Source organism: Leptospira langatensis (assembly GCF_004770615.1).
Classification (GTDB): Bacteria; Spirochaetota; Leptospiria; order Leptospirales; family Leptospiraceae; genus Leptospira_B; species Leptospira_B langatensis.
This window is the reverse complement of sequence record NZ_RQER01000004.1, coordinates 243,348-268,999: the sequence shown is the minus strand read 5'-3', so window position 1 is coordinate 268,999 and position 25,652 is coordinate 243,348. Positions and strand designations below refer to the sequence as shown.

Here is a 25,652-nt window from a genome sequence, read left to right as displayed (position 1 = left end):
ATGCTAATACGCACCCTCCTAGTCCTTCTGTCTTTGTCTTCCATGCTTGGATTGGGTATGAGGATCGAAAGAAAAGAGATAGGTTCCTGGACTCAGTTCGCTCCTATTCTAGGATTCGCATTCCTTTGGAATTTCGGGATCTTACCTGCGTCCGCATTCTATTTAGGTAAGTCGCTTTCCATTTCCGAATTTGCTTTGATCTCTATCTTTCTTTGCTCTGCTTCTCCAGGAGGAGCGTCGGGTGGATTGTTTGTATTGACTGCTCAAGGAAATCCTGCCTTGGGCGGGCTGCTCATTGCGATCTTGAATGGAGCGAATACTGTTTTAACCCCGCTTATCTTTTCCATCTACCAAGGCGGGGACGGATTCTCTCTGGATCTATTCCTGAAACTATTCATGATCGGCTTCTTTTTACAAGGACTACCATTATTGGTCGGCTTGGGATTCAGATACTTCTTCTCAAAAATAGCGGACGTTTCTTCGGAGTGGGTGGAAAGATTTAGTACTCTTTGTCTGGCACTTTCTATTTTGCTTTTGATCATTCAATACGGGGAATTTGCTTTGAGCCTCGGACCATTGATCTGGATCGCAGCGATCGGAACCGTCCTTGTTTCTCTTTCTCCCGGATTGTTGTTGTTTGGATCAGAAAGAGAGACTAAAGCATCCCTGTCCATGGTATCCGGTATCAGAAGTCTTTCTTTGGCGTTATTGCTCGCAGAATTGCATGTAAGGCAAAAAGAGACATTACTGACTATCTTAATGTATGGGCTCGTGATGTATGCCTTGGCAGCGGTCTTTGCCTGGGTATGGAAGGAAAGAAAATCCGCTTAAGATCCTGCTGGATCCGAAAATGAAAAAATAATTTCCGAATTTTCAGAAGAAAGGATAGTATTTAGATCGAGGGAAGGTCGGATCTTCTATGCGCCGAAATCTTTTATATATTTTCATTGCTTGTTTTATCTACGCTTCCTGCCGGTCGGTGCGAGTGGAATATCCGTATTATCCCCAAACCAAGGAAGGAAGGGAACTTAGGGTCTTTTTAAAAGGGGTTCGTAATGTGGGTCTGGCAGTGGAGCCGCCCAAGTCGGATGTCTGGATGGAAGATTATGACGTTAGTCGTTCCTTTCTTGCGGTAGTTCCGGAAAAGATCTTCGAGGCCTTCTCCAATGATTCTTATTTTAAGCTGATCGATTTGAGTAAAAGGGCGGACATATTGAATGAGCAGACCTTTTCTTTGACAGGGATCACCCAGAACCGGATCGAAATGGGCAAACTTTTAGGCGCGGAAGCGATCTTATATATCTCTGTGGCAAGGCCGGTGAGCGAATGCACAATCGAAATGAGAGCGGATTACTGGGCCATGGGCGTTCAGGCTTTGCAGGTAGCGGCTGCCGTAAACCAGAATAGAAGGTACCGTTCTTATGGGCCGGTGTACGGAGCGCCACAATCCCAACCGGTGATGAGGCCAACAGGTGTTCGCAGGATCCTTTTGCCGATAGAGGCGAGTCTCGTACGGGTGGACACCGGAGAAATGAAGAAGGCAGTGATCACTAAACCGGTTGTAGTGGACAATGGGGCAGGGGATACGAATTGTCCTGCCATGTTGGATTCTCTTTCAAAAGCGTTAGACGAAACTATTCCGGAGATCGAAGCGAGACTTTCCCCTAGGGTGAAATCGGAAAACGTATCTATCTTTATTAAGGATGAGGATCCGGAGATCGAATCCTATCTCACCGAGGGATACGAAGAGATCAAGGGAGAAACCCCAAGCTTCCAAAGAGCGAAAGCGGCTTGGGAAAAGGCGGACCAAAAAGCAAAAGGGAAATCGTGGGCTGCAAAAGCGAATCTAGCCACATACTATTTTTCTCAGGGAGATTTTGAGAAGGCCAGCGAACTGTACGATCAAGCCGTAAAATTGGGTGGTCCTGAAGAATCTTATTTGATTGATCTTAGGAAACTAAGTTCTTCTGCTGCCGAAGCTATCGAGTAACGGATATACTTGAATACGGCTTTGCCTTTCTCGATCCGAAAGTCGAATTCGATTTTTAGAATATAGGCAGAGTTATCCTCTGCCTTTTTCCCCTCTTCTTAAGAAAGCAGGAATATCATAGTCCTCTTTCATATTCGCAGAAGGATTCTTTGCCTTCAAAGCCCTATACGTTTCCGCCTCGTTGATGCGTTCCGGTTCAGACTTGAAGTTTTGGTATTGCTCTTCCATTTCCATTCCGACTGCCTTTCTTTGGGGCTGGATCTGCTGTTTTGGAGTAGAGCTTAATCCGGAAGGACGTTTATGGAATCCGGTGGCGATCACAGTGATCCGAATTCTCTTTTCGAGTTCTTCGTCTTCGGTCAAACCGATAATGATGTTTGCATTCGGGTCTACTTGAGAAGTGATGATCTGAGATACCTCGTTCCAATCGGAAATGGTAAGATCGCTTCCTCCGGTAACGTTGATTAGAAGAGAAGTCGCTCCAGCAATGGATCTGGAATCCAAGAGAGCGTTATCGATCGCATAATTCACTGCCTGGGAGACCTTGTTCTCGCCGGAACCTTCTCCTACTCCCATGACTGCGTCTCCAGTATCTCTCATGATCGCTTTGACATCCGCAAAGTCCACATTGATGATCCCTGGATTGTTTACGATATCGCTGATCCCTCTCACTGCGTTCAATAGAATGTCGTCAATCACTCGGAACGCTTGGTCGATCGGAGTATCTCTTTCCACCACTTGGAAGATGGATTCATTGTTTACGAGGATCAAAGTGTCCACGTGAGATCTCAACTGATCGATCCCTCGTTTCGCAAGTTCCATTCTTCTTTTTCCTTCAAAGGAGAATGGAATGGTGACCACACCGACGACTAGGCACTTTTGCTCTTTTGCGATCTTAGCTACGATAGGAGCGGCACCTGTTCCGGTTCCTCCTCCCATTCCCGCAGTCACGAATACCATATCCGCACCTTGGATCAGGGCAGAGATCTTCTCTCGGTCCTCTTCTGCGGCTTTTGCGCCTAAGTCAGGATCTCCTCCGGCTCCCATTCCTCTGGTAGTCTTGGAGCCGAGAGCGATCTTATTTTCTATATTAGAACGTCTTAATACTTGTTCGTCGGTATTCATGATGACGTATTCCACTCCTCTCAGACTGGAATTTGCCATTCTGGCGACTGCGTTCATTCCGCCCCCGCCTATACCCAAAACTTTTATAACTGCCGGGCTTGTTTTATCTTCTTCTTCGAAACGCAGCATGATTCACTCCTTAGAGGTTTTCCTCTATCCATCTCCGGATCTTCTTGCCCCAGGTCTCGCTTCTATCCTGGGACTTCCTTTCCATATCCCCTAACCGAGATGCGTATTTAATAAGTCCAACAGCAGTTGCAAATTCAGGAGAAGAGACTCTGTCCGCTAGTCCGGACAATCCTGCAGGACGCGCTCTGGTTACCGTTAGATGAAACACATCTTCCGCCAGACTTTCTATTCCTTCCAGAAGGCTTCCGCCTCCGGTTAGAATGACTCCACCGGCTAAAAAGGATTTCTTTCCGGATTTCACGAGTTCCGCGTCCACCATCTCGAAGATCTCTCTCATTCTGGGCTCGATCACATGCACCAATTCTTCTCTAAGAACGGAGCGTGCGGGTCTTCCGCTAATCGGTGGGATCTCTACCGTTTCCGTAGGATCTATCTCCTCTAAAGAACAATGACCGTATCTTTTCTTGACTAGCTCCGCAGTCTCGATGGTGGTCTTTAACCCGATCGATAGGTCGGAGGTGACATTATATCCTCCGAATGGGATCACTGCCGAGTAAGAGATCCCTCCGTCTATATAAACGATCAGATCGCAGATACCCGCGCCTATGTCCAGGACCGCGGTTCCGAGGTCTTTTTCTCCGGAGGTAAGCACCGCATCCGAAGAAGCCAGACTGGAAAGCACTCTGGTCTCTTCTGCTAGACCCGCAGCTTCAATACATTTTTCTAAATTATGAAGAGCTGTTATACCTGCGGTGACTATATGGACTTCGGCTTCCAAGCGGACTCCAGTCATTCCGATCGGATCCTTGATGGAAGATTGATCGTCTACCGCAAACTCTTTGGAAAGAACGTGCAGGATCTCTTGGTCTGCGGGAACTCGCACTGCCTGAGCCGCTTCTATGACACGGACCACATCGGGCTCGGTGACCACTCTATCCCTGTTTGTGATCGCAACCACTCCTTTGGAGTTGTCCGCCTTGACAGATTTACCGGTTACGTTCACCACAACGTAACCGATCTCCTGCCCGCACATAAGTTCCGCTTCGCTGACCGCTTCTATAATGGAACGGGTAGTGGCCTCTATATTTACTATGGAGCCGTTCTTGATCCCGGAAGAAGGAAATACTCCGGTGCCAATGATCTCGGTTTCATACTCGGAGACAGGACGTCCGACTACCACTTTCGTGAGGGAAGATCCGAGATCCAGGGCTACGATTGTTCTTTCTGAAGATTCCATATTCTTAATGGTAGACCGCGTCTTCTCCTCGTATATCCACGAGCTTTGGTCTTACTTTATCTTTTTCAAGATATGCTAATACTGCGTATAATTTTCGGACCTGTTCCGTTTGGAATAAGGTCCCTACCTGCACGCTCACCGGATTCGGAATGTCCGCATACACAAAGATCTCTCCGTCTTCATGAAGAGAGACTTCTGAGATCCGATTCTTCAATGCCGGATAAGAACGAAATGCATTCTCTACGGAAGTGTGAAGGTCTTTGAAAGCGGCTCCTGCCATGGCACCTTTTTCCCTAGGGAAGGTTCCGGAAAGAACAGCCAGACCCGGAGTGCGGACATCGTCCATAGAAAGTATTTTAAGTTCGGAATCGATCTCGAAGAGATGACCGTCTGAGTTCACGATATAAGTAGGTTTTCTTTCCGTGATCTCTACCAATAGCTGGTCGTCCGTTTTCTTTTCCAGATGAGCTGCTTTGATCCTGGGGTGAGAGGTTAGTCGGTGTTCCATTTGGCTCAGGTCGTAATTTTCGAAGGAGGTCCCCGGTTGGATTCCCATGATCTGAACTATTTCTTCGGTCTTGAGTGTCTCGTGTCCGGTCAGTATGAGCTTGTTCAGCTCCTGGGGGAGAGAACCTCTCCGAACTCCCCATCCTAGCATACTGGCTAAAAGAAAGAGGAAGGCCAGAAGCCACCAACTCGTTCTTTTTTGAACGGATTCTTTCAAAAAGTCAATTATATTATGTCTCATGCTGCCCTAGATAGGGTTTTTTCTTCTTTCTATTTAAGTCTATCGGGAATTTGACCCTGATCCTGTCCAATTTTCCCGAGAACTGAGGTTTTAGTTGATACGAATCGGGACCGAAGGTATCTAAGAGAAGAAAGTATGAAGTTCCCCATCCCTTCCCCTTTGCATCTAGGCATTGCCTTTTTCTGCGCCTTCTTCTTTCTTCTCTATCAATCTGTGCTCGAGCGGTCCGGATCGGAAGAGGACTATCCTTTTACTTTAAAGATTTATTATCCAAAGTCCCAAGGCATTCGACCCGGAACTCCTGTGAGCATTCTAGGATTGGAAAGAGGGATTGTTCGAGACGTGGATGTGGTCTCGATCGAAGAAGTCCCTGACAAAAGATTCTTGGACAAGAATCGGACCAAGGCGGTAGAGCTGACCATCCGACTGGCAGAGCCGATCACTCTCTATTCGAATTATAATATCAGTTTTAAGACAGCTTCCCTGCTTGCGGGACGTACCATAGACATCGATCCTGGAAGTGCAGAAGAGAATCCCAAAGCAACATTCTTTAAGCCAACATACAAGGAAGAAGACGGATTTCGTCCTGACTTCGCACCCTCTGCCAGATACTACGATGATTTCTTTGCGGCTTCTACAGGAGTGATCCGAGAGAATCGGAACGATATCACCCTTCTTTTCCGCAACCTGGATGAGATCACGTATAAGTTAAAAGGGAATAAGGGAACTATCCCGAGACTCATAAACGATCCGGATACCTACGATAATCTTGCCGAGACGGTTACGGACCTAAGAGTATTCGGAGACGATGCGAGAAGATATGTGGAAGGATATAGAAAGATAGAGCGCAGTGCTCCGATTCCTTTCTCTATCAACCTCTATCGCAGGACGACCCTGATCGGGAATGTTTCCAGCGATTTCTACCTGAACCGACTCTAGAAAGAGAGCTTTTTTCCTTTCTTCTTCCTTGCGAAAAGGCGGGGACAAACAAGGCCTCCTTGCCGATCCTAGTTTTTATGAAAGTAGCAGTGATCCATGATTGGTTGAACGGAATGAGAGGCGGGGAAGTTGTCTTAGATTCTATCCTCAAAGTCTTTCCGGATGCGGACCTGTTCACTCTATTTTACGAAAAAGGAAAGCTAAACGAAAGGATAGAGAATAGAAAGATCGTAACCGCATTCACGGATCGACTTCCTTTCAAATCCAAGTACCGCTGGTATCTTCCTTTGTTTCCGACTGCGATCGAGTCCTTGGATCTAAGAGGATACGATCTGATCCTTTCTTCTTCTCATTGTGTGGCCAAAGGAGTGATCCCGGATCCGGACGCGATCCATGTGAGCTATGTACATTCCCCGATGAGATATGTATGGGATCTGTATTATGATTATTTTCCGAATCGGAGTGGCTTGAAATTCTTCGCGTTCCAAGCGGTCTCGAATTATCTCAGGACCTGGGATGCAGCCTCTGCAAATCGCGTGGATGAGTTTTTATGCAATTCCGCCTTTGTATCTCGAAGGATCCAAAAATTCTATAGAAGGAATGCAAAGGTAGTCTTCCCCCCTTGCTTGCCCCAAGGCTACAAGGTCCAGTCTTCTAAAAAAGAAAACTTCGATCTGATCGTTTCCGCATTCGCTCCGTACAAGAGGATCGACTTAGCAATCGAAGCGTATCGAAAGAACGGTCGAACTCTCAAGATCCTGGGGAGCGGGCAGGAGTATAAGAAATTAGTAAAAAATCTACCTTCCAACGTGGAGATCCTTCCTCATAGACCAAGAAAGGAAGTAGAGGAGTATCTTTCTAAGGCGAGGACCTTTATCTTTCCTGGAATGGAGGATTTTGGGATCGCACCTGTAGAGGCACAAGGGTATTGTACTCCTGTGGTGGCGTTTGCGAAAGGAGGAGCCTTGGAAACGGTAGTATCTGGAAAGACTGGGATCTTCTTCCAAGAGCAGACTGTGGATTCTTTGAATGAGGCCTTGGCCCAGGCAGAGCGCAAAGACTGGAAATCCAAGGATTTTCAGACCTCTGTAAACCGGTTTACGGAGGAAAAATTCATCATCCAAATCAGCAATACGGTCGAGACTATTAAAAAGAACTCTCATGGGAGGAGAGGCGGTTGATTACCTTACACCGATTGAAAGGGACTGAATTCGTTCTAAACGCCTCTCATATAGAATGTATCGAAGCGAACCCGGATACGACGATCACTCTGTCTAACGATAGAAAATACGTAGTCCAGGAAAGCATACCCCAGGTGATCGAAAAGATCATCGAGTTCAAAAAGCGCGTGTTGGTGTTTCCATTGGGTTCCGCGCCGGATCAATTAAAGAGGGCAGATTAAAAGATCATGGATATAGCAACAATCATCGGCTTTGGTTCTGCCGTAACAGTATTTATTTTCGGGATCTTATCCGCGGGTTTGAATCCCTTGGATATCGTCGATATTCCTTCCATCTTAATTACGTTCGGAGGAGCTACCGCTTGTACGATCATGGCGGTCCCTTGGCAGAATACTTTAGATCTGGGAAAGGTAACTCGCAAGGCCTTTCGCGAAGAGAAAAGCGATCTGATCGGACTCATTAAGACACTCGTTTCCTTCTCCGAGAAAGCAAGGAGAGAAGGTCTACTCGCATTAGAAGATGACGTGAACGAACTTCCGGAAGAATTCCTTAGAAAGGGAATTACTCTCGTGGTGGATGGAACTGACCCGGAACTCGTGCGTAATATTATGGAAACCGAGATGAGCAATATCGCTTCTCGTCACAGTGCCGGAAAAGGCTGGTGGGAAAACTGGGGAGCTCTCGCTCCCGCATTTGGGATGATCGGAACTCTCATCGGACTCGTTCAGATGTTGAAGAACCTTGGATCCGGGGATGCGAGTGCGATCGGAACAGGGATGGCGGCAGCGTTGATCACCACATTGTACGGATCCATGGGTGCGAACATGGTCGCGATCCCGATCATGAAAAAACTCATGCGTAAATCCGAAGACGAACTTTTAGTAAGACAGATCATGATAGAAGGAACTCTTTCCATTCAATCCGGGGACAACCCTCGTATTGTTAAGGATAAGCTCGCTAGTTATCTTCCTCCGGGAGAACGCGGTGTGCTCAAGGACGAGAACGATTAATTGAGGTTTCGGTAGAAGGTCATGGCTCAGCAAAAATGTCCAGAATGCATTCAGAATATTCCCGAGTACATGCTCACGTACGGGGACATGGTGACCCTTCTTCTTTGCTTCTTCATCATGTTGTATCGTACTGGTAAGACGAATGCGATCGAGATGCAGATCATTCTCTCCGCATTCAAGACTACCACAGGCTTCTTTGATGGGGGCCAAACTCTTTCCAAAGGAAAACTGGAAGAGATGGGGATGAACATAGAAAGCCTTCCCTCCATGACTACAGGAAAGGCTCTTTCTAAATCCAAGAAGACTGCGACCGAATTATTCAAACCGGAAATCGAAGCCGGAAAAGTACGAGTGACAGAGGACGAAAGAGGCCTTGTGATCAGTCTCGTCGGCGCCGATTATTTTAATCCAGGCTCCGCCATTTTACAGGAACCGATCAAGTCTACGTTGAAAAAGGCCAGCGGGCTCATCAAGGGTCTAGAAAGATTCGTTCGGGTAGAAGGTCACTGCGACGCGGATGCTGTCTTGCCCGGAGCCAATCCAAATCGAGAAGAAAGAACCTATTTGAATAACTGGGATCTTGCGGGAGCGAGAGCGATCAATTCCACGGATTATATCGTGGGAGTGGGCAAATTGGATCCGAGCTGGTTCCAAGCAGTGAGCTTCGGATCTTACAGGCCCTTGGTTGTAGAGAACCAAGGAACTCCGGAAGCAAAGGCCTTCAATAGAAGAATAGACATCGTAATCTTAACGGAAAAATCCACCAAACGTAGCGAATACGAATCGAATTTCGGCCTGCCTAAGAGCAGGGTCCCCGGTTCGGAATCTTCCACAGAAAGTGGACAGTAGAAGAGGAAAAGGAGAATACCCATGGGTGATCCCGAAATAGACGAGGAAGAAGGCGGTTTACCCGCAGCGGATGCTGGCGCCGGCTCGTCTCCCCTTATCAAATGGCTGATCTATATAGCCGGTGCCGTATTTGGAATTATCATAGTTGTGCTTGTTTCCATGTTTGTTGCGAAACAGGCCGCGACTAGCACGTTCCGAGAAATGAAGAACGTGGCCTTGGTAAAGCCTCCTCCTCCTTTGGTAACCTTTCAATTCCAGGATGAGTTCAGGATCAATACCGCAGACAAGGGAGAGACCCACTTCGTGAAGATGAAGTTGTCCTTCGGTGTTGCGAGAGACGATGCCAAGATCACCGCAGAACTTGCCGAACGTATCGCACAAATGAGAGACTTGGTGAACCTGATCATCGGAAGAAAGACCAAGGACGATCTGATCGAAGTCGAAGACCAATTGGATCTAAGAGAAGAGATCAAGGCTCAGATCAATCATATCCTCACGGACGGAAAGATCCAAGAAGTCTACTTCACAGAATTCATCGTGAATTAATGACGGGACCCAAAGTACTCGGGGTCATTCCCGCCAGATTCGGAAGTTCCCGATTTCCAGGCAAACCGCTTGCGATGATCGGGAACCTTCCTATGATCGCTTGGACATATAAGAATTCCTTAAAGTCCTCTATATTGACCGAAGTAGTGGTCGCTACCGACGATGAAAGGATACGCAAAGCTGTCCTGGAAAACGGAGGAAAGGTAGCCATGACTTCTCCCGATCATCCTTCCGGAACGGATCGGATTCGAGAAGTTGCACTTCAATATCCGGAGTACGGGATCATCATCAATGTGCAAGGCGACGAGCCTGGGATAGAATCCGAGCTGATAGACGGAGTCGCCAAACTCAAACTCGACCGAAAGGATTGGGCCATGAGTACTGCCGCAGTTCTATTGGAAGAAAATGAGATCTCGGACCCGAATCGGGTCAAGGTAGTGATGGATCGGAACGGAAGAGCATTGTATTTCTCCCGTTCTCCTCTACCTAGCCAATTTAAGAAAACCGTTCCCGCATATAGACATCTTGGGATCTACGGGTATGATCGGGACTTTCTCTTGGGATATCCGGAACTTCCTCCAAGCAACTTGGAAGAATCCGAATCCTTGGAACAATTAAGAGCTATGGAAGCGGGACATTCTATTGGAGTATATATAGCTTCGAGGGCCGCGTTAAGCGTAGATACACCCGAAGACCTGAATATTGTTGTGGAAGATTTTAAGAAGAAGGGACTGATCTAAGATCAGCTCAGAGCTTCTTGCAGAGTATTGTGGATTAGGACGAAATCCGTCAAACCTACGATATCCATTACCTTGCGGAAATGATCGTTTAATCCTGCAAATTCGATCTTAGAAGAAGATTCACTGGCCTTGGTGATTAGGCTGATCAAGGTCGCGAGTCCCGCCGAATTGATGTAAGACGTTCCGTGGAAATTGAGTATCACTCTGCTTCTGCGTTGCTCAGGAACCGATTGGTACTTTCCTATGATCTCGTCATCCGCTTCGGACGTTATTTCTCCCGAAATATGGATTACAGGGACATTGGGCTCTAGATCCACGATTATTTTGAATTCGTCAGACATCTGCCTTATTTAGCACAAAAGACATTCCTTCTCGAAGACCGTCAATCCCGTTTCTGACTGAAAATGGGACCCAAAGGCCTCGAAGAACGCCTATTAAACGTAGTGCTCTAATTCCTCCGGAGTAAGTCTATCAAAGATCTGTCCGCATTTGGAGCATTGGAACGAAACAGAGGTTGGTTTAGAAGAGATCCCGAATAGGATCAAAAACCAGGACCATTTTCCATACGTTTTCACTTCTCTCATTAAGGGGGAATTACGATCGGTTCCGCAGGAATCGCAATGTGCTGTAGATGAAGAGGATTTATTCATCACGTTTACTAGCTTGGAGTTGGCCCATAAAACTTCCAGAAGAAAAGAGGGGATTTGGGGTTTTTAAAGAGGGGAAATTTCCGAGAGCCAAACCTGACTCTCGGAAACAAAAAAATCAATTTTGGTTCAAATAAACTACGTATTTAGCTACGAGTTTTAATTTCTCTTCGCCCAAATACTTGAATGCAACCATCAACTGTGGATTTCCTGGAATACCGTTATTCAGAGTCTTAAGAACTCCGGCTTCGGTTGGACCGTTTTTCCACTCGTTTGCAGGTGCTTTATAATTTCTAGGTTTCGGATTCAGGCTGGCAGAAGCAACTCCGTCTCCGGCACCTTTTTCACCGTGGCAAGACGCACAGTTTTGTACAAAGATCTCTTTTCCTTGCTCTAGTTCAGGGGAAAGAGCGGAAGCAGCAGCTGGTGCAGCCTCTTCTTTCGGTTTTTCTTTATCTCCACAGTTCAAAACGAAGATGAGGGAGAGGATGGAAACGGATAGGGAAATCAGGATTGCCCGAGTTTTCATGAATAACTCCTTTTGGAATGATCCAATTTTTCTTTCTCGGAAAGAGAATGCAAAGGATTTTTTTGTCACGGTATTGTCCGGGAGTCGAGGGCTCCGATGAGAAATGTCAAGAAATGGCACGGTATCTACTCTCTGTTCGAGATGATTCTTAGTATCGATTGGATTGGGAAGAAGGGAATGCGGGGAGGTCTCTCCCCGCAGAAGGGACGTTATGCGGACTTGAAGATAAAACCTGTTTTCTCTTCCGTTCTCAGGAATTGAACAGGCATATCGATCGCTACCGATTCCGTGATAGGCTTGCCTTGGTATTCTCCTTCTATGAGTCCCATGGTCTTGGCGCCTTCTTCCAATTCGATGACTGCCAATACATAAGGTGCTCTGGATGCGAGATGTCCGAATCCCACATGAACTACAGTGTAGGTATAAACCTTTCCCTTACCGGAGAAGGTTTTAGGTTCTACATCTTCCGAACCGCAGTTCGTGCAGGAAACTACAGGATCCGTTGCTTCGAATCCGCAGGACTTGCATTTCTTTCCAGTGAGTGCGTTTAATTCTGCAGTTTGCATTCTTATTCTCCCCTCTGTAGGATATGAACGATACTGACTGCACCCGGGCCACCCAAAACATGAGTGAGTGCAGTGCGCGCGTTTGCCACCTGACGTTTGTCGGATTGTCCTCTCAATTGAAAGGTCATTTCCACTACCTGGCCGACTCCTGTGGCGCCAACCGGATGTCCTTTTGCTTTCAGGCCTCCGGAAGTATTTACAGGAAGTTTGCCGCCAAGACGAGTATGACCGTCTTTCGTGAATTGTCCGCCTTTTCCTTTTTCCACAAAACCAAGATCTTCGATATTGATGATCTCTGTTATGGTGAAGCAGTCATGGCATTCTAGAACGTCTATGTCCTTTCTTTCTACACCGGCCATCTTGAACGCCTCGCCTGCTGCTTGCACGGATGCTGGGAAGCTTACGGAATCCTTCTTAAGAGCCACATTGAAGTAATCTCCTCCGATCCCGGATCCTTTGACTACTACGTAATCCTTTCTAAGAGACTTGGCTTTTTCTTTAGTAGTGATCACTACCGCTGCAGAAGCGTCAGTTACCAAGGAAACATCATGAAAACCGAATGGAGTGGTTACCATTCTTGCTCTCATGATATTATTGAAGGAAATTTCCTTTTGCTTATGAGCGAAAGGGTTCAGGCTTCCATGATAATAGTTCTTCTCAGCAACTGTGGCGAGCATTTCCTTAGTGGTCCCAAATTCGTGCATATGGCGGATCGCATTCAATGCAAAGCCAGAAGGTCCGGAGATGCAATAGCCACCTTCCACATCCTGGTCCTGGCCTCTCGCTACGATCTCCATTGTGGTTTCCGGATCTAACCCGTTCATTTTTTCCACGCCTAGAACAAGTACAGTGTCATACAGACCGGAGGCGACCGCGAGTACTCCTTGGCGCATTGCGATCCCGCCGGAAGCACAAGCTCCTTCGGTTCTGATTGCGGGTTTGTCACCTAATCCGAGTAAGTTGGCCGCATAAGAACCCATCGTATTCTGAGCGTTAAACTCGTTTCCCGCATAATTTCCCACATAGACAGCTTGGATCTCTTTTCTGTCGATCCCGGAGTCCTTGATGGCTCCGTTCCCTGCTTCCGTAACTAGTTCTCTAAGAGTTCTATCTTTCAGATTTCCGTGGACCGTTTCATAGGCCCCGATGATTGCTACTTCTCTCATGGTTTTCCCTCTTACATTCCTATGCCGGCGCCGCCATCCACACGGAGAAATACACCGGTGATATACGAAGCCTTGTCGGATAGGAAGAATTCCACTGCGTTCGCGATCTCTTGTTGTGTTCCTGGTCTCTTGAGGGGAATGAACATAGGATCGGTGAGTTTCTTTTGGACTTCTTCCGGAAGGGAAGCAGTCATATCCGTTTGCACATAACCAGGACATACCGCGTTGACTAGAACTCCTCTTCCGGAGAACTCTCTTGCTGCTACCTTGGTCAATGCGATCACTGCCGCTTTAGAAGAAGAGTAGTTGGCTTGTCCAGGTTGGCCGCTCAATCCCGAAAGAGAAGAGATGTTTACGATCCTTCCGGAAGGAGCCTTGAGCAGCAGTTTGGAAGCATACTTGGTCATTAAGAAGACGCCTTTCGCGTTTACGTCCATTACGAAGTCGAATTCCTGCTCGGTCATTCGGATGAAAAGATTGTCTTTCAAGACTCCGGCGTTATTTACTAAGAAGTCCAATTTTCCAAAGGTATCTTTCACTGCGGTGATGACTGCGTCACAATCGTCAGGCTTGGTTACGTTAGCTGCGACTCCTAAGGTCTTAACTCCGAATTCTTTTGCGATTTCGGCAGCTGCCTGCTCGATATGTTCCTTGTTTAGGTCCACAACTACCACGTCTCCGCCGTCTTTTGCGATCGTATTTGCGATAGCTCGGCCTAATCCTCTTGGGGAAGCGGCTCCCGTTACTAATGCTACTTTGCCTTCGAATTGTTTTGCCATTGGATTCCTCTTCTTTCCTTGGATATAAAACTTTAAATATTGCGAATCGATCCTTATGATTCGGTTCGCCTGAAACAGAACGATTGTTCTGGTAAAAGATGGATCTACTATCCATTCCCGACAAGGAAAAATTCCTCGATATTCCGAGGGATAAAACAGTGTTCGGTGTTATTGAACATTTGTTCGCAATATCATGGAGGATCGAGATCTAGATCGATTGTTCTTTGAGATCGGAATCTGCGATGGGCATCGAGAATGAGATCGATACCTTTTGTATTTTGAGATCAAAACTTGAATGAGTATCTAGTGAAATCGAACTTTCACAACTGAGTTTGCGGTTTGCTGAGATCTCTCGATACATTTTGGATCTTCTGTTTATAGATACGGCTCTCTTTCTGGAATCGGATGAGTTTCCGTTTTCGATCGGATTGGCCTTCTAGTGCGTATCCCAAATGGAATATAACGGATTTGTGTTTTATGAATTTAGAATGTGTTTATTGGAGAATAAAATAGAAATTTTCTCAAGACTGTGTCTGTCTTCTACGGTGGGCAAATATATAGATTAAAATTCTAAAAACGTTTTTGCGCACGAATGTTGCGAAGAACATCTGACGAGGAAACATGAAAAAAACCGTTTATATGTTGGGATTCTTGATCGCCCTAACATTAGGAAATTGTGCTGTATTGGACCCGATCGGTCTCTCTAATAGAGTAAAAGGCGCTGACGCAAGACAGCAAATCAAAGATGCGACCACCCAAACCGAGGCATTGATCTTCGGAAGCCTAGGAGCTCCTGCGGCCCTCGTAGCACAGGCCGTTGTAATGGATACTATTCTGACCGGTGCAGTTGCCAAGGTGGATGATAGCAAATACTACAAGAAAGACGATGTGGATGGTTGCGTAAAAGAGATCAAGACAACTGGACTTCTTGTCTTAGGCCCGTTCTACACAGTTCTTTTGACCAGCAAATGTGATCTGAAGGCTGACGGAGCAGTGATCTAAGGGTTTTCCATCCTTTGAGAGGCAGGGCTTTGTAAAACAGGAAGCCTTGCCCTTTTTGCATTCTGTATTTTTAATATGTTGGGTAGCAGGATCTGCATTCACCTTTCCGTTTATCTTTACCATCCTACAAAGGGACTTGGATGTATGACTTGATTGTAAACTCTTATCTCGTCGATGTTTCCAATAAAGCCGGCTCCTCCTAGATCGGAATATCCTAGAGAGAATGCGCCACCAGTTGCCCAGGGGCCTATCCTCCCTCCGTTAGTATAAGTAGAAAATAGAACTCCGTTTATGTAGAGATGTCCGATTAGTTTGGGATGATCCCAAACAAATATCATATTATACCAAACTCCGTCTTTTCCATAAGTACAACCCGATCCCATATCTACATCTCCGGTCCCTCCCGTATTTGTAAAGGCTCGCAGCAAATTCAGACAAGGCACATCAGTATTCGAATAATATTGCATTCCCAATCCTCCTCCTTGGCTGAGAAAAATAGCATTCCCACCGCCGGATGTCGGATTGAATTTTCCATTCACCCATACACTGATCGTGAATGAAGAAGTAGCCCCATCTAAGATCGGCTCTCCGGGAGCTAAAAGCGATTGATGGTAGGTAAGGCCGTCTCCCGGATAATGGTAGGCTCCTCCTGGAAGTCCATGCCGATCGAAGGTAACAGTAGGGGCGGAGCTTCCTGCGGGAATTAAATCTAAGCCGCCGATCTTGTCCTCTGTATCCCCGTCTAACGGCCAGTAATGGATCAGATTTGCACTTGCGATCGCATATAGATCTATGACTAAGCCATTATAGGTTTTAGTTTTGGCATTCTCTTCTGCCAGAAATAGATAGGTCCCGCAGTTCTGAAGAGAAAGAGAGAGAACAAGTATGATCGCTTTGATGTTAGCAGGAATGATCTTCACGCGAAACCGGGACCTTAGGGCAAGATGGGTAATTTCGTCTAACAAGACAATAAAATATCAACATGTCCTTCCATATAAAAGGTCGTTAAAATAAAATGAATTCATAATATTCTAGGGAACCTTCTCAAATGAATTGCATATTTGGAATGAGTGATCGGTTATAAATCGGGCTTAATTATCGATTTGCCAATTTGGGACCGATTCTTTAAAAGGAATGTATGCCTAATGAAATTCCTTTAATTCAGATCGGACCGGTAAAAGCTGCCTGTATCCCGGGAGATCCGCAAGGTCCATTTGTAATATTCTTACACGGATATGGAGCGAATGCGTTCGATCTTCTTCCTTTGTATTCCTATATGGATGTTCCGGAAGGAACGAATTTCATTTTTCCGGAAGGCATCTTAGAGGTTCCCATTATGCCTGGCTACAACGGAAGAGCCTGGTTCCCCATTGATATGGAAGCATTACAAAGAGCCATGGTGGCAGGCGGTTCCAGAGAACTTTTTGAACGTTACCCGGCAGGCCTTGCGGAAGCTAGAGAGAAAGTGGAGGCAATGATCCAAGCATTGAATGTGCCTATGGATCGGATCGTTTTGGGAGGTTTTTCCCAAGGTTCTATGCTGGCTCTAGATCTAACGCTGAACTCTCAGGAAAAGCCGAAAGGACTTGTCATTCTGTCCGGAACTCTATTGGATGAGACCAATTGGTCCAAGCTTGCCTCCCAAACTCCGGGATATAAGTTTTTTCAAAGTCATGGTAGAATGGATCCTGTTCTAGGCTACCCGGCCGCCAAACGATTGGAGACAGTATTGTTAGAAGCCGGTTGGATAGGGGAATTATTGGCATTTCCGGGTGGACATGAAATCCCTGAGGTAGTATTAAACGGTATGAACCGCTATTTGCGAGAAACCTTTGCATGACTTACCTGATAGAAAAATATGTAGCTCTCAAGAATAAGTACCGCAACTACGATACCAAGGAAGCATTGCGTAGAATGCAGGCTTGTCGTATCGCATTAAAGGAACTCGAGGATAAGGGATTCAGGACCGGAGTGGAGATCCTGGGTTCGATCAATTTCGGGATCGTAGAACCTTCTTCCGATATTGATTGTATTCTATTACATTATTGTGATTTACATAAGGACCAAGAATGTCCGGAGTACTGCCCTAATTTTTTATACGAATCCGAAGAGATCAAGGCCACTCTACGCAGAAAACTGAAGAATGAGAATCTGAAAGTAGAATTCCTCGACTGCATCAATCTAAGAATGGTAGAAAAAGCACTCGAATCCGGAAATTGGCAGGATCACGAAGTGCTTCGCAGGCTCCTGTTCTATAGGACCATAGGTCGCCCGGTCAATCGTCCATTATTCATTCCTTATGCGGAGAAGTTAGAAGAGAACGAAGAATATATTCGGGACATCCTAGAGTGGGGTTCTGAAGCTCTGAGTGTTTACTTAGGAACTTCTCGTCATAGATTTTCTTTCAGTAAATATAATGAAAGGATAGAAAGTTCCGGATTGCAACTTCCTCACGGGCTAAAGGAAGAACTAGAAAGCTATTTAGAGCAGGGAGAAGGGACGAGTCCTACGTCTCCGGAGCCTGCACATTATAGGGAATGAGGTATCCTTTGTTTCGTTGGTTTTCAGGAGTATGCTTATTCGTATTGCTTGTCGATTGTGCTATTAAGACAAAGAATCCAGGCGATCCTTCTAGCTTGGAATTTTATGAAAATGCGATCATCTCTTGTCTACTCGATAGCTGCAATCAGGAGGTACTCATTTCCGGAGGATCTCTCGTTGTGGAGGAATCGTCTCTAACTCTTTTTATTTCTCTGCCGAAAGCTCCTAGTAGTTCCGCGAGTTATAGTTTTAGCATAAGTAATCCTTCCTTAGCTACGGTTACTCCTAGCGTTTTGGTATTCACCGCTTCGAATTATAATACTGCTCAGACGATCCAGATCCTGGCTAACGCGGACGATACCGATACCGTGGACAATTCTTTTACTTTGGATATCTTGGATCCGCAGGACCTAACGATTCATTATAGTCTGAAGCAAAAGGACAATGATAGATATCTTTTTGCTACGAATCCGAGTTATGCCGGGAATTTCTCTGCAAATTTTGCGGATGCAATTTGCTCGACCGAGGTCTCCGGTCATCCCACTTTACCTTCCGGGAGTTATAAGGCCTTAGAGGTTTCAGGGACAATAAGAAGGGCTTCTGCTCCTCAGATCAACTGGGTCTTAAAACCGAATATGCAGTATTGGGATATCGCAACTAGTGCAAAGGCCTATGATACGGATGCGAACGGTTATTTTTTAGATTCTTCCGGAAATGGGATTTCTTCTTCTGGAGTGGGTTTTTGGACCGGCTTAAATGCGGATTGGACTACCGGGAGCAATTGTTCCGGTTGGACTTCCAATTCGAATACTGTTCTAGGAGTGGATGGGAACCAATCGGATGCGACGATCAGTGGGGTTTCTTCCGTTGCCGTTGCATGTGATTCTGTTCTATCTCTGATCTGCGTGCAGCAATAAAAGAGAAGATATCGTTAAACGCTCTTGGTTGTTTTCTCGGTTACCTGGACCGGATCGGAAAGATGTCGTATGTCCATTCCTGTGTTCAGGCGAACTAATTCTTCCGCAATATTTACCGCATAGTCTCCGGCTCTTTCGATCCCGAGTATCATTCGATACAGATCTGCGAACTGATTCTTGTCCAAACGAGGATCCAATACGAATTTTAAGAATGCAGCATGGCAGAGATTGTTTAGCTCTTCCTCGACAGTGTGGACGGAACCATAGAAGCGGTTCTTTTCTTCCACCAAGGATTCTACCGCCATTCCGATCAGGGTTACTACCCTGGATAGCATCTTGTCCAGGAGCTCTTCTTCTCTAAAGAAACCTTTGGGCAAAAGACCTCTTCTGTAACAAGTGGCGCAGTTTACGATCTGATCGCCCATTCTCTCCAAGCTTCGATTGATTCGGATTGCAGAGAGTGCAAAGCGAAGTGGATCTCTTTTCAGGACGACTTCGCCATCGATCTGATCCATTCCCAATAGATTTCTATTAGCGATCGCTTCTAAGATCGCATTCTGAGAAAGATTATCGTTTTGCTTTTCCAAACTATCGATCAGATCGTCCCTCTCGATCACCTGTTTGGCCAGATCCGAATTTTCCTGTTCGATAGCGTCGTCCAGGATCAATATCTGTTCCAAGCAAAGCTCCGCCATAGCGTACAGATTCTTACGGAGATAATCGAATTTAGAAGCCATTGAATTTCTTTCGAAGATTAACTTCGAATGTACGCTTTGGTCAAGAGGTTTTTTAAAGCATGGATCGAAGAAGGATCACTAGCATATAAGCGAAGGAAGCGTATTGGATCAGAAAGCCGGTAAATCTCACATTCACGTTCCATTCCCCACCCCCACTTAAATGTGCGGAAGTTTGCAAAACTCTTCCCCCGCAAACGATCATTGCTAAGGAATCGAAAAGAGGAGCCTGAAAACCTAGATAGGCAGAGGTTAAAACCAAGACTGCGAAAACCGGGAGGCTTTCGATACAATTGATATGAGCTCGGTGGAGTCTCCAATATAGATCGCTGCCATGTTGGACCCAGGCAGGGAATTCATTCGATTTTTTCTTTCCGGCTAGGACCTGAACCGTTCTAAAGCCTGCTACGAACAGAACTAAGAGAATGGTCCATCCCGTGAAAAATAGAAGAGAGTAAAGAGAACTGATCATAGCCGGTTAGGAAAAGAGGAAATCCGAGCCTTAGCAAGGACTTTTTAAAGTCTCTCTTAATCTCCGTCGTTTGCAGAAGGAAGATTCGGGACTCCCAATGCGGAAAATGCATCAACAGTAAGTAAGCCTTTCAGTGTCGCCGCGAGTAACCAGACCGGTTTTACATAAGTAGTTACATTGGTGCCGTTTACCGCTCCTCCATCCGAATTGATATCCCCAAAAAGATCGGCGGAACCAGTGACTTTGGAATTTAGGGAATTCTTGAGAGCGGTGATCGCATTTTGGATGTCTGTATCTAAGCTAGGATTTTGGGCCTGGATCAAAGTGGAAATAGAATGGATCTCAGTGTCCGCCGGATTTCCGAGATAGGCCCACTCGATCCCGAGAAGATTATAGTACAGATCCGAGTATCCATTCTTCGAATAGATCGCTTCCGTGGAGAAGGCATTGGAAGTAGGAGAGGCTGCCGTCGTGCAAGAATTACTCAAGCAAGCAGGAGTTCCCAATTTTAATTCTTCCATTTGGACCGATAGATTCCCAACAGATTGAATATACGTATCGAAAGACTCGGCAGGACTACGGAAGTATGTTCCTGTTCCGGCAATAAAGCTTTTTACGAAGTTTCCTCCTGTAGGAGACCAAGTCGTATAAAGAGTGGCGGCGTCCTGCGCGATTAGGCCGGCTAAGGCCTGGAGATAGGCCATTCTTCTCGCATTGCCCGTGTTTGCTGTATTGATCGCACTTAAACTAGTAGATGTTGCGGGATCTCCATCATTGTCGAAGATCAGCATTTCCAAGGCTTCAAAGCCTTTGTACTTAAATGCGCAAATGCTCAGCGCGGAAACATCTATGGTTCCAGTGGCACAAGGATTGGAGCCGGGATTTAGGATGACCTGATTGACATTCGTCCAAAGAGGTCGAGTGCTGGAACCCTTCTCGAAACCATCCAGCTTAGTATAATAGCTCGCGCTAGAAGGAAGGGAAGCCGGTCCGAAATAGAAAGTTTCCACTTTCTTTAAGGAGACACGGGCTTGGATCCAGGCAGCTCTTAGTGCCGTGAGATTTGTGCTCGCATCCGGAGAACCTGCATATGTATTTGCTGCCGTTGATAATGCGGCAGTATCGTCTTTCAAACTCTGAAGAGTAGGAAGGATCAGATTCTCTCCGGAGTACTTTAGAAAATCCGTATATCCGGATCCCGATTGGAATAGAAGGGCGAGTCCGGACATATTGGAACCTCCGCCTCCACCACAATTCGCGGCGATGAGTAAAAGAGTAAGCCCTGCGTAAATGTTTCTAATCTTATTTTTTTGGATCGATGAGTTCATTCTATATTCCCTTTATAAAGATTTCAAGAATTGAATTAACTGGGCCCTTTGGGTCGCAGTTAAGACTTGGAAATTTTGTCGAGCGGTCTGGGCCTCTCCTCCGTGCCAGAGGATGGCTTCTTCGATTCCGTTCGCTCTTCCATCATGAAGAAGCTTTGTGTGTCCGTTGACTGTTTGCATCAGACCGATTCCCCAGAGCGGGGCAGTTCTCCATTCCTGTCCTGTTGCATCGAAGTCTTGTCGACCGTCTGCGAGGCCCGGACCCATATCGTGCAATAGGAGATCCGTATACGGTTTGATGTATTGGTAGGAAAGTTCGGGAAATCCGGAAACATAACCTGTTTGAACGAGTGTCTTGTGACAGCTATCGCAGCCGACACTGGAGAATAATGCCTTACCGGCGATCACATCCGGATCGTTGATATTCCTTCTTGCCGGAACGCCGACTAGCTTATTGTAGAAGATCACTGCATTTGCAAGACTTGCGGTGATCTCAGGATCCGGGCTTCCACTTGCGGCAGCCAAGCATGCAGTTTGGGCAGCCGGACAATTGTCCACAGGATGAAGGGGACTTGTGATCCCGATATCGCCTTGGAAGGCTCCTTGTGTTTGTTGGAATAGTGTAGGCTCGTTCGATTTCCATCCAAAACGTCCGATCTTTTTCGCGTTAGCCGTAATGTCCCATACCTGGTTGATCTTTCCGGAAATCCCGTCTCCGTCCAGATCGCTTGGATCCGCCCAGCCTTGTAGGATCGAATCCGGGATCGCTTCCAAAAGACCTAGGCCTGGAATGATCTGAGCCGTTCTCGGGGAGAAATGAAATCCTTCTCCCGTGCTCGTCGGATCTCCAAAGAGAGCGTTCCAAGTGAACGTGTAGGTTGGCTGGCTTAGAGTTATATCGGTTCCATCCGGATAGGTATGGCTTCCGCTCGGATAATTCGGAGCAGCGATGGTCGCATAAGAAATAGAGACTGTTCCTTCCGGAGGAGTGAAATTCGCTCCCGCCACGCTGCCGGATCCGGTATCACAATCGAAGTTTACTCCCGTATACAAGATCGGATTGCAACCGATCGCCTTATGATTCAACTGCAATCCGTAATTCGTAAGACCGACCGGACCTCCAGTAGTAGGATCCGTTCCGTCCTTTGATAAGCGAAATAGGATCCCAGGCGAATTGTCCGCAGAACCGGAGCTTGGAGGAGCGCCTCTTCCATCATGTAAATGACAGTTTTGGCAGGAGTTTGTATTGAATGTTGGACCTAAACCGAAAGCAGCGCTGCTTCCTTCTGCGGCCCAGTTTCGATTGAAGAATGCGTTACCACTGTTGAACTCGCTAGCTCCACCGTATCGGAGGTTCGCAGCCCGCACGTCGAACGCGCTTACATTCGTGATGAAATTCGTAGTATAACCGCCGGAGTATGCTTCGCCAGGATCCGTTGCGTTAGCCGAAGTATTGTTATTTAATGCTCCGATCAGAGCGGCAATATCCTCATTCCCTTTGGATTGCTGGCAATTCGCAAGAAATATCCCGAGTACGAGTAAGGGAATCGCCTGGATCAGACGATTCCCTTTAGTGTTTTGTAATGTTCCGGAAATTCTTCCGGAACCTTTGTTGGTATCACAGTTCATTTTTATTTCTTCATTCTATTTTTTAGGATTTATTACGGCGTCAGATCGACTCCCAATTTGGTGGCTGCTGCTGCGAAGTCCCTTGCCAAACGATCTGAGATCAGAGTTTGCAGATTCTCCAAGGCAGTATGCTGCGTATCAGCAGGATTGATAATGATCTGATCGTAGCGATGCGTAATGGAGCCGCTTGGACAATGGGTCGTATAATTTGGATCTGTGGTCTCATCGTCCAAATTGATGCAGAACGTATCCCTCGCTCTATCCGCATCGGAGAGAACATTCACTCTATTCTTGGAGCTAAGCAGAGCGGAAAGTCCAGGGCCTGTGCTGATCGTTACGCCTTTCTTAATATTGAAATTTCCGCTCCAAATATTCACAAATCCTTGTGCATCGTAATAGAAGTCCGCCTTAGTAGTATCGCTGAAGCAAGAGTGCTCGTCTTCTTGCGATTGGCTAGCGATCCCTGCTAAACGATCTCCTCCCCATTCGGAAGCCACAAATTCTCCCATTCCTTTGAAAACATCGGAGAGGGAAGTGTTCTCGTTCCCAGTCAAAAGGAATTGAGTAGCTCGGAAGTTAGAAGGATCGGTGCTTACCCATTGGTCTCGTACTTGGGTCAAGTGACCGATCAAGCCCACAGTAACTTCAGAGAGAAATTTTAACCTCTTCGCACCATTGGTAGCATCTTGGAAATAGGAAGCAGTCCTTTGGCCAGGAACAGCGTTGACTGCTCCTCCAGGTCCGGTACCGCTATTGTCTTTTCCCCATAACAGGTATTCGATGGAATGATAGCCGGTCATGACTACCTTATCCGGATCTCCTTCCGAGCCTGCAGCGAGTGTAGAGTCGCCATTCTTGGAATAAATATTTGTGAATGTAATGGAGCCGATCGCGGTAGCGCCTATATAGTTATCGATCACGTCTTCGTCCAAGGGCCAGGAGTTAAGCGCACCCTCGCACTCGTCCGTTCCGGAATAAGGAGCAGACCCTCCGCAATAACCCGGATCCAGATCGATCGGTCCTTGGCTAAAGCGGAACGCCTCGGTCACCAAATAGCTGGAACGAGCTACTACCCAAGCATTCTTTACTGCAGTAAGATTCGTATCGTTCGGTGTGGCGTTAAAGGTAGCGATCGCAGTTTGCAAACTGGTCGCATCTGTAACCGCTTGGTTATACGATTCATACGCTAAGTCAGCATAACGTGTTAGCGCCTCAGGTATTGTCGCAGAAGGAGGGCTATCCACGAGGCCGATCAATGCTAGGCCGGACATATCGGATCCACCGGACCCGGAGCATTGGAAGAAAGAGAGCCCGAATAAAAGGCTAAAAAGAAGGCTGAAAACTTTTCGATGCAAGTTCCGCATGTAAAACTCCTTAATTCGCTGAAAAATCCCCGGTCCCAACGAATCCGTCGGGCCGGGGCCAGAGATGAACTGTGGGGATGACTCCCTCCGGCACCTGGGACAGGCACCGGCTTGATTCTGCAAGTGAGAATTATTCTCAAATATAGTCAAGAATGTTTCTAAGTATAGAATCGTTCATCTCAGCCCAAAACTAGGGAAACCCCTAGCTCCTTTCCGTTTCAGCAATTTCATGCCATTCTAGGCTTGGAACTTCCTAAACGAAAATGAGGCTGACTCTCAAAATTTTTTAGAGAAGGAACTCGGTCAATTCGAAAAAGGTCGGAATCAGGACTTTATTTGTCAAACTTCCGTTTTCAAGCCATGGGAAGAGTCTTCGGTTAAGATCTCGAATGCCGCGGTTCTAGGGGCCAATAGACGAAGAGGGGAAGTTTCTCCCTTTCTTTGGATGAGAAGTTCGGCTCTTGCGATCTTAGTATTCAAACAGTATTTCCAACCGCCTGGAGGATTTGCGTAACGCAGACAGGCAAAATCCTTTTTGTCTGCGTGTATCCTACCTTCTATTCGTATCTCGGGGGAAGACGCCTGGAATCTCCAATCGAAGTATTTGTACTCGGCTCTTTTAAATGAGGAGAAGAGACCGTTCAATGCGAATTCTTTCCCTTGGAACCGAAATACGATTGGAGTGATCTCTGGGGTCCAGAACGGCCCTAGTTTTAGTTTTGCGCTAGCCAATTCTAAAAAAGAATCCTTGTCCCCGTCGAAACCGACTACTTGGCCCCAGGCATACTGATCGGTATGCTTCGATCCCCAGTTATGGTTTTGGCTCCCTTTCCAATCGGATACTTCTACATTATGATTTCCGAATTTTATAAATCCGTTAAGCGTGATCGAGGGATGCCCTACCAAAACCTTTGCCTTAGGGAATTTACTATCGTATAAATTCTCGGGAAAAAGGAAAAGAGGACTGCTTCCTCCGGAAAATCCCAGATCCCATTCCATGGGAACCGATCCAGGCTTAGTCCCTGCAGTTCCGTAAATCCTGGAAGAGGTATGGATAGAATTCCCGATCTGGATATGGAACGGTTCGGATTGGAATCTGCAGTCTTGGATGGGAAATTCAGACTTGGAAACGTAATGTTTTCCTTCTTCTCCATCGAAATAGATGGCCCAGATCTCGCCGATCGCATCTGCAGGTGAGCCTTTCGGGGAGAAGATCGTGTATCGGATCCAGAGCGCTTGGGCCCGAGTCGGATGATTTCCTCGTACGAACCAACTTTCATAATGCCCTAGTTTGGATTGAGGATCGAATCTTGGAAAATCATAGTCCGTTCTTATATTCATGCGGTAAGATATTCGGAAAATCCTTAGACGAAGCAACTAGAATCTTATCTTACGCAAGATAGATGAGAAGAAGGAGCGGAATTCTATTTTTATTCCGCAAAAATCGGCCGGAGAATATTTATAGAGTCGACGTGTCTGAGAAA

The 25,652-nt window shown here is 46.5% G+C and carries 29 protein-coding genes; 13 read left to right on the top strand and 16 right to left on the bottom strand.

Annotation, left to right across the window (positions count from 1 at the left end):
• Entirely contained in the window at nt 1-831 is an 831-nt protein-coding gene (locus EHO57_RS05435; protein WP_135646150.1) for a bile acid:sodium symporter, read from the top strand.
• 88 nt (nt 832-919) lie between these two features.
• On the top strand, nt 920-1,990 hold the full coding sequence (locus tag EHO57_RS05430) for a lipoprotein LipL41 (RefSeq protein WP_135646151.1): 1,071 nt from the start codon (nt 920-922) through the stop codon (nt 1,988-1,990).
• A gap of 72 nt (nt 1,991-2,062) precedes the next feature.
• Here the strand turns inward: EHO57_RS05430 and ftsZ are convergent, their stop codons facing one another.
• Genes ftsZ through EHO57_RS05415 form a run of 3 tightly spaced genes read right to left on the bottom strand, consistent with a single transcriptional unit; the run spans nt 2,063 to nt 5,229 of the window.
• Nucleotides 2,063-3,244, bottom strand: coding sequence for a cell division protein FtsZ (ftsZ, locus tag EHO57_RS05425; protein ID WP_135646152.1), 1,182 nt, complete (start codon nt 3,242-3,244; stop codon nt 2,063-2,065).
• Between the two features lie 10 nt (nt 3,245-3,254).
• On the bottom strand, nt 3,255-4,481 hold the full coding sequence (gene ftsA, locus EHO57_RS05420) for a cell division protein FtsA (RefSeq protein ID WP_135646153.1): 1,227 nt from the start codon (nt 4,479-4,481) through the stop codon (nt 3,255-3,257).
• 4 nt (nt 4,482-4,485) lie between these two features.
• Nucleotides 4,486-5,229, bottom strand: a complete 744-nt coding sequence (locus tag EHO57_RS05415; protein ID WP_135646154.1) for a cell division protein FtsQ/DivIB — start codon at nt 5,227-5,229, stop codon at nt 4,486-4,488.
• A gap of 135 nt (nt 5,230-5,364) precedes the next feature.
• Between EHO57_RS05415 and EHO57_RS05410 the strand changes: the two genes are divergently transcribed.
• The 7 genes from EHO57_RS05410 (at nt 5,365) to kdsB (ending at nt 10,494) form a co-directional block, all read left to right on the top strand.
• Nucleotides 5,365-6,168, top strand: a complete 804-nt coding sequence (locus EHO57_RS05410; protein WP_135646155.1) for an MlaD family protein — start codon at nt 5,365-5,367, stop codon at nt 6,166-6,168.
• Nucleotides 6,169-6,245: 77 nt separating this feature from the next.
• On the top strand, nt 6,246-7,349 hold the full coding sequence (locus EHO57_RS05405) for a glycosyltransferase (RefSeq protein ID WP_135646156.1): 1,104 nt from the start codon (nt 6,246-6,248) through the stop codon (nt 7,347-7,349).
• Entirely contained in the window at nt 7,346-7,570 is a 225-nt protein-coding gene (locus tag EHO57_RS05400; protein ID WP_135646157.1) for a flagellar FlbD family protein, read from the top strand. Before EHO57_RS05405 ends, EHO57_RS05400 begins: the two co-directional genes overlap by 4 nt.
• A 6-nt stretch (nt 7,571-7,576) precedes the next feature.
• Nucleotides 7,577-8,359, top strand: coding sequence for a motility protein A (locus EHO57_RS05395; RefSeq protein ID WP_135646158.1), 783 nt, complete (start codon nt 7,577-7,579; stop codon nt 8,357-8,359).
• Between the two features lie 21 nt (nt 8,360-8,380).
• Nucleotides 8,381-9,208, top strand: coding sequence for a flagellar motor protein MotB (gene motB, locus EHO57_RS05390; protein ID WP_135646159.1), 828 nt, complete (start codon nt 8,381-8,383; stop codon nt 9,206-9,208).
• A gap of 21 nt (nt 9,209-9,229) precedes the next feature.
• Nucleotides 9,230-9,754, top strand: a complete 525-nt coding sequence (locus tag EHO57_RS05385; protein WP_135646160.1) for a flagellar basal body-associated FliL family protein — start codon at nt 9,230-9,232, stop codon at nt 9,752-9,754.
• The gene (kdsB, locus tag EHO57_RS05380; protein WP_135646161.1) at nt 9,754-10,494 is read left to right on the top strand and encodes a 3-deoxy-manno-octulosonate cytidylyltransferase; all 741 of its coding nucleotides are present in this window, start codon (nt 9,754-9,756) and stop codon (nt 10,492-10,494) included. The genes EHO57_RS05385 and kdsB overlap by 1 nt, the downstream gene beginning before the upstream one ends.
• A 2-nt stretch (nt 10,495-10,496) precedes the next feature.
• Here kdsB and EHO57_RS05375 read toward each other — a convergent pair whose 3' ends face one another.
• The 6 genes from EHO57_RS05375 to EHO57_RS05350 form a co-directional block, all read right to left on the bottom strand.
• Nucleotides 10,497-10,835: an STAS domain-containing protein gene (locus tag EHO57_RS05375; RefSeq protein WP_135583939.1), complete on the bottom strand. Its 339-nt coding sequence runs from the start codon at nt 10,833-10,835 to the stop codon at nt 10,497-10,499.
• A gap of 93 nt (nt 10,836-10,928) precedes the next feature.
• Nucleotides 10,929-11,144 carry a hypothetical protein gene (locus tag EHO57_RS05370; protein WP_135646162.1) on the bottom strand — a complete coding sequence of 72 codons (216 nt, stop codon included), beginning with the start codon at nt 11,142-11,144 and terminating at the stop codon, nt 10,929-10,931.
• 115 nt (nt 11,145-11,259) lie between these two features.
• Nucleotides 11,260-11,670: a c-type cytochrome gene (locus tag EHO57_RS05365; RefSeq protein ID WP_135646163.1), complete on the bottom strand. Its 411-nt coding sequence runs from the start codon at nt 11,668-11,670 to the stop codon at nt 11,260-11,262.
• Between the two features lie 209 nt (nt 11,671-11,879).
• Nucleotides 11,880-12,236 (bottom strand): Zn-ribbon domain-containing OB-fold protein, encoded by a 357-nt coding sequence (locus tag EHO57_RS05360; protein ID WP_135646164.1) that lies wholly within the window; start codon nt 12,234-12,236, stop codon nt 11,880-11,882.
• 2 nt (nt 12,237-12,238) lie between these two features.
• Nucleotides 12,239-13,402, bottom strand: a complete 1,164-nt coding sequence (locus tag EHO57_RS05355) for a thiolase domain-containing protein (RefSeq protein WP_135646165.1) — start codon at nt 13,400-13,402, stop codon at nt 12,239-12,241.
• Between the two features lie 11 nt (nt 13,403-13,413).
• Nucleotides 13,414-14,181, bottom strand: a complete 768-nt coding sequence (locus EHO57_RS05350; RefSeq protein WP_135646166.1) for a glucose 1-dehydrogenase — start codon at nt 14,179-14,181, stop codon at nt 13,414-13,416.
• 621 nt (nt 14,182-14,802) lie between these two features.
• On the opposite strand from EHO57_RS05350, the gene EHO57_RS05345 reads away from it, so the two are divergent.
• On the top strand, nt 14,803-15,183 hold the full coding sequence (locus EHO57_RS05345) for a TIGR04452 family lipoprotein (protein WP_135646167.1): 381 nt from the start codon (nt 14,803-14,805) through the stop codon (nt 15,181-15,183).
• Nucleotides 15,184-15,299: 116 nt separating this feature from the next.
• Here the strand turns inward: EHO57_RS05345 and EHO57_RS05340 are convergent, their stop codons facing one another.
• Nucleotides 15,300-16,103 (bottom strand): LamG domain-containing protein, encoded by an 804-nt coding sequence (locus EHO57_RS05340; RefSeq protein WP_246050539.1) that lies wholly within the window; start codon nt 16,101-16,103, stop codon nt 15,300-15,302.
• Between the two features lie 218 nt (nt 16,104-16,321).
• Between EHO57_RS05340 and EHO57_RS05335 the strand changes: the two genes are divergently transcribed.
• The 3 genes from EHO57_RS05335 to EHO57_RS05325 are packed head-to-tail and all read left to right on the top strand — an operon-like array spanning nt 16,322 to nt 18,641.
• Entirely contained in the window at nt 16,322-17,023 is a 702-nt protein-coding gene (locus tag EHO57_RS05335; protein ID WP_135646168.1) for an alpha/beta hydrolase, read from the top strand.
• On the top strand, nt 17,020-17,724 hold the full coding sequence (locus EHO57_RS05330) for a hypothetical protein (RefSeq protein WP_135646169.1): 705 nt from the start codon (nt 17,020-17,022) through the stop codon (nt 17,722-17,724). The genes EHO57_RS05335 and EHO57_RS05330 overlap by 4 nt, the downstream gene beginning before the upstream one ends.
• Nucleotides 17,725-17,732: 8 nt before the next feature.
• A complete protein-coding gene (locus EHO57_RS05325) occupies nt 17,733-18,641 on the top strand; it encodes a DUF1554 domain-containing protein (RefSeq protein ID WP_167882295.1) in 909 nt (302 codons plus the stop codon).
• A 14-nt stretch (nt 18,642-18,655) separates the two neighbouring features.
• Here the strand turns inward: EHO57_RS05325 and EHO57_RS05320 are convergent, their stop codons facing one another.
• From EHO57_RS05320 to EHO57_RS05295, 6 genes are all read right to left on the bottom strand, one after another.
• On the bottom strand, nt 18,656-19,378 hold the full coding sequence (locus tag EHO57_RS05320) for a phosphate signaling complex PhoU family protein (RefSeq protein WP_135646171.1): 723 nt from the start codon (nt 19,376-19,378) through the stop codon (nt 18,656-18,658).
• A gap of 52 nt (nt 19,379-19,430) precedes the next feature.
• Nucleotides 19,431-19,847, bottom strand: a complete 417-nt coding sequence (locus EHO57_RS05315) for an MAPEG family protein (RefSeq protein WP_135646172.1) — start codon at nt 19,845-19,847, stop codon at nt 19,431-19,433.
• Nucleotides 19,848-19,903: 56 nt separating this feature from the next.
• Nucleotides 19,904-21,175, bottom strand: a complete 1,272-nt coding sequence (locus tag EHO57_RS05310) for an imelysin family protein (protein WP_246050537.1) — start codon at nt 21,173-21,175, stop codon at nt 19,904-19,906.
• Nucleotides 21,176-21,187: 12 nt separating this feature from the next.
• Nucleotides 21,188-22,804, bottom strand: coding sequence for a di-heme oxidoreductase family protein (locus tag EHO57_RS05305; RefSeq protein ID WP_135646173.1), 1,617 nt, complete (start codon nt 22,802-22,804; stop codon nt 21,188-21,190).
• A 32-nt stretch (nt 22,805-22,836) separates the two neighbouring features.
• The gene (locus EHO57_RS05300) at nt 22,837-24,168 is read right to left on the bottom strand and encodes an imelysin family protein (RefSeq protein WP_135646174.1); all 1,332 of its coding nucleotides are present in this window, start codon (nt 24,166-24,168) and stop codon (nt 22,837-22,839) included.
• Nucleotides 24,169-24,507: 339 nt separating this feature from the next.
• Nucleotides 24,508-25,509 (bottom strand): hypothetical protein, encoded by a 1,002-nt coding sequence (locus tag EHO57_RS05295; protein WP_135646175.1) that lies wholly within the window; start codon nt 25,507-25,509, stop codon nt 24,508-24,510.
• Nucleotides 25,510-25,652: the final 143 nt, after the last annotated feature.

Coding starts and splice junctions, on each gene's coding strand:
- kdsB (WP_135646161.1), top strand. CDS start 9,754: ATGACGGGACCCAAAGTACTCGGGGTCATTCCCGCCAGATTCGGAAGT.
- EHO57_RS05310 (WP_246050537.1), bottom strand. CDS start 21,175: ATGAACTCATCGATCCAAAAAAATAAGATTAGAAACATTTACGCAGGG.
- EHO57_RS05355 (WP_135646165.1), bottom strand. CDS start 13,402: ATGAGAGAAGTAGCAATCATCGGGGCCTATGAAACGGTCCACGGAAAT.
- EHO57_RS05395 (WP_135646158.1), top strand. CDS start 7,577: ATGGATATAGCAACAATCATCGGCTTTGGTTCTGCCGTAACAGTATTT.
- ftsA (WP_135646153.1), bottom strand. CDS start 4,481: ATGGAATCTTCAGAAAGAACAATCGTAGCCCTGGATCTCGGATCTTCC.
- EHO57_RS05295 (WP_135646175.1), bottom strand. CDS start 25,509: ATGAATATAAGAACGGACTATGATTTTCCAAGATTCGATCCTCAATCC.
- EHO57_RS05350 (WP_135646166.1), bottom strand. CDS start 14,181: ATGGCAAAACAATTCGAAGGCAAAGTAGCATTAGTAACGGGAGCCGCT.
- EHO57_RS05345 (WP_135646167.1), top strand. CDS start 14,803: ATGAAAAAAACCGTTTATATGTTGGGATTCTTGATCGCCCTAACATTA.
- EHO57_RS05370 (WP_135646162.1), bottom strand. CDS start 11,144: ATGAATAAATCCTCTTCATCTACAGCACATTGCGATTCCTGCGGAACC.
- EHO57_RS05315 (WP_135646172.1), bottom strand. CDS start 19,847: ATGATCAGTTCTCTTTACTCTCTTCTATTTTTCACGGGATGGACCATT.
- EHO57_RS05385 (WP_135646160.1), top strand. CDS start 9,230: ATGGGTGATCCCGAAATAGACGAGGAAGAAGGCGGTTTACCCGCAGCG.
- EHO57_RS05300 (WP_135646174.1), bottom strand. CDS start 24,168: ATGCGGAACTTGCATCGAAAAGTTTTCAGCCTTCTTTTTAGCCTTTTA.
- EHO57_RS05360 (WP_135646164.1), bottom strand. CDS start 12,236: ATGCAAACTGCAGAATTAAACGCACTCACTGGAAAGAAATGCAAGTCC.
- EHO57_RS05435 (WP_135646150.1), top strand. CDS start 1: ATGCTAATACGCACCCTCCTAGTCCTTCTGTCTTTGTCTTCCATGCTT.
- EHO57_RS05365 (WP_135646163.1), bottom strand. CDS start 11,670: ATGAAAACTCGGGCAATCCTGATTTCCCTATCCGTTTCCATCCTCTCC.
- EHO57_RS05375 (WP_135583939.1), bottom strand. CDS start 10,835: ATGTCTGACGAATTCAAAATAATCGTGGATCTAGAGCCCAATGTCCCT.
- ftsZ (WP_135646152.1), bottom strand. CDS start 3,244: ATGCTGCGTTTCGAAGAAGAAGATAAAACAAGCCCGGCAGTTATAAAA.
- motB (WP_135646159.1), top strand. CDS start 8,381: ATGGCTCAGCAAAAATGTCCAGAATGCATTCAGAATATTCCCGAGTAC.
- EHO57_RS05405 (WP_135646156.1), top strand. CDS start 6,246: ATGAAAGTAGCAGTGATCCATGATTGGTTGAACGGAATGAGAGGCGGG.
- EHO57_RS05415 (WP_135646154.1), bottom strand. CDS start 5,229: ATGAGACATAATATAATTGACTTTTTGAAAGAATCCGTTCAAAAAAGA.
- EHO57_RS05430 (WP_135646151.1), top strand. CDS start 920: ATGCGCCGAAATCTTTTATATATTTTCATTGCTTGTTTTATCTACGCT.
- EHO57_RS05335 (WP_135646168.1), top strand. CDS start 16,322: ATGCCTAATGAAATTCCTTTAATTCAGATCGGACCGGTAAAAGCTGCC.
- EHO57_RS05330 (WP_135646169.1), top strand. CDS start 17,020: ATGACTTACCTGATAGAAAAATATGTAGCTCTCAAGAATAAGTACCGC.
- EHO57_RS05410 (WP_135646155.1), top strand. CDS start 5,365: ATGAAGTTCCCCATCCCTTCCCCTTTGCATCTAGGCATTGCCTTTTTC.
- EHO57_RS05305 (WP_135646173.1), bottom strand. CDS start 22,804: ATGAACTGTGATACCAACAAAGGTTCCGGAAGAATTTCCGGAACATTA.
- EHO57_RS05320 (WP_135646171.1), bottom strand. CDS start 19,378: ATGGCTTCTAAATTCGATTATCTCCGTAAGAATCTGTACGCTATGGCG.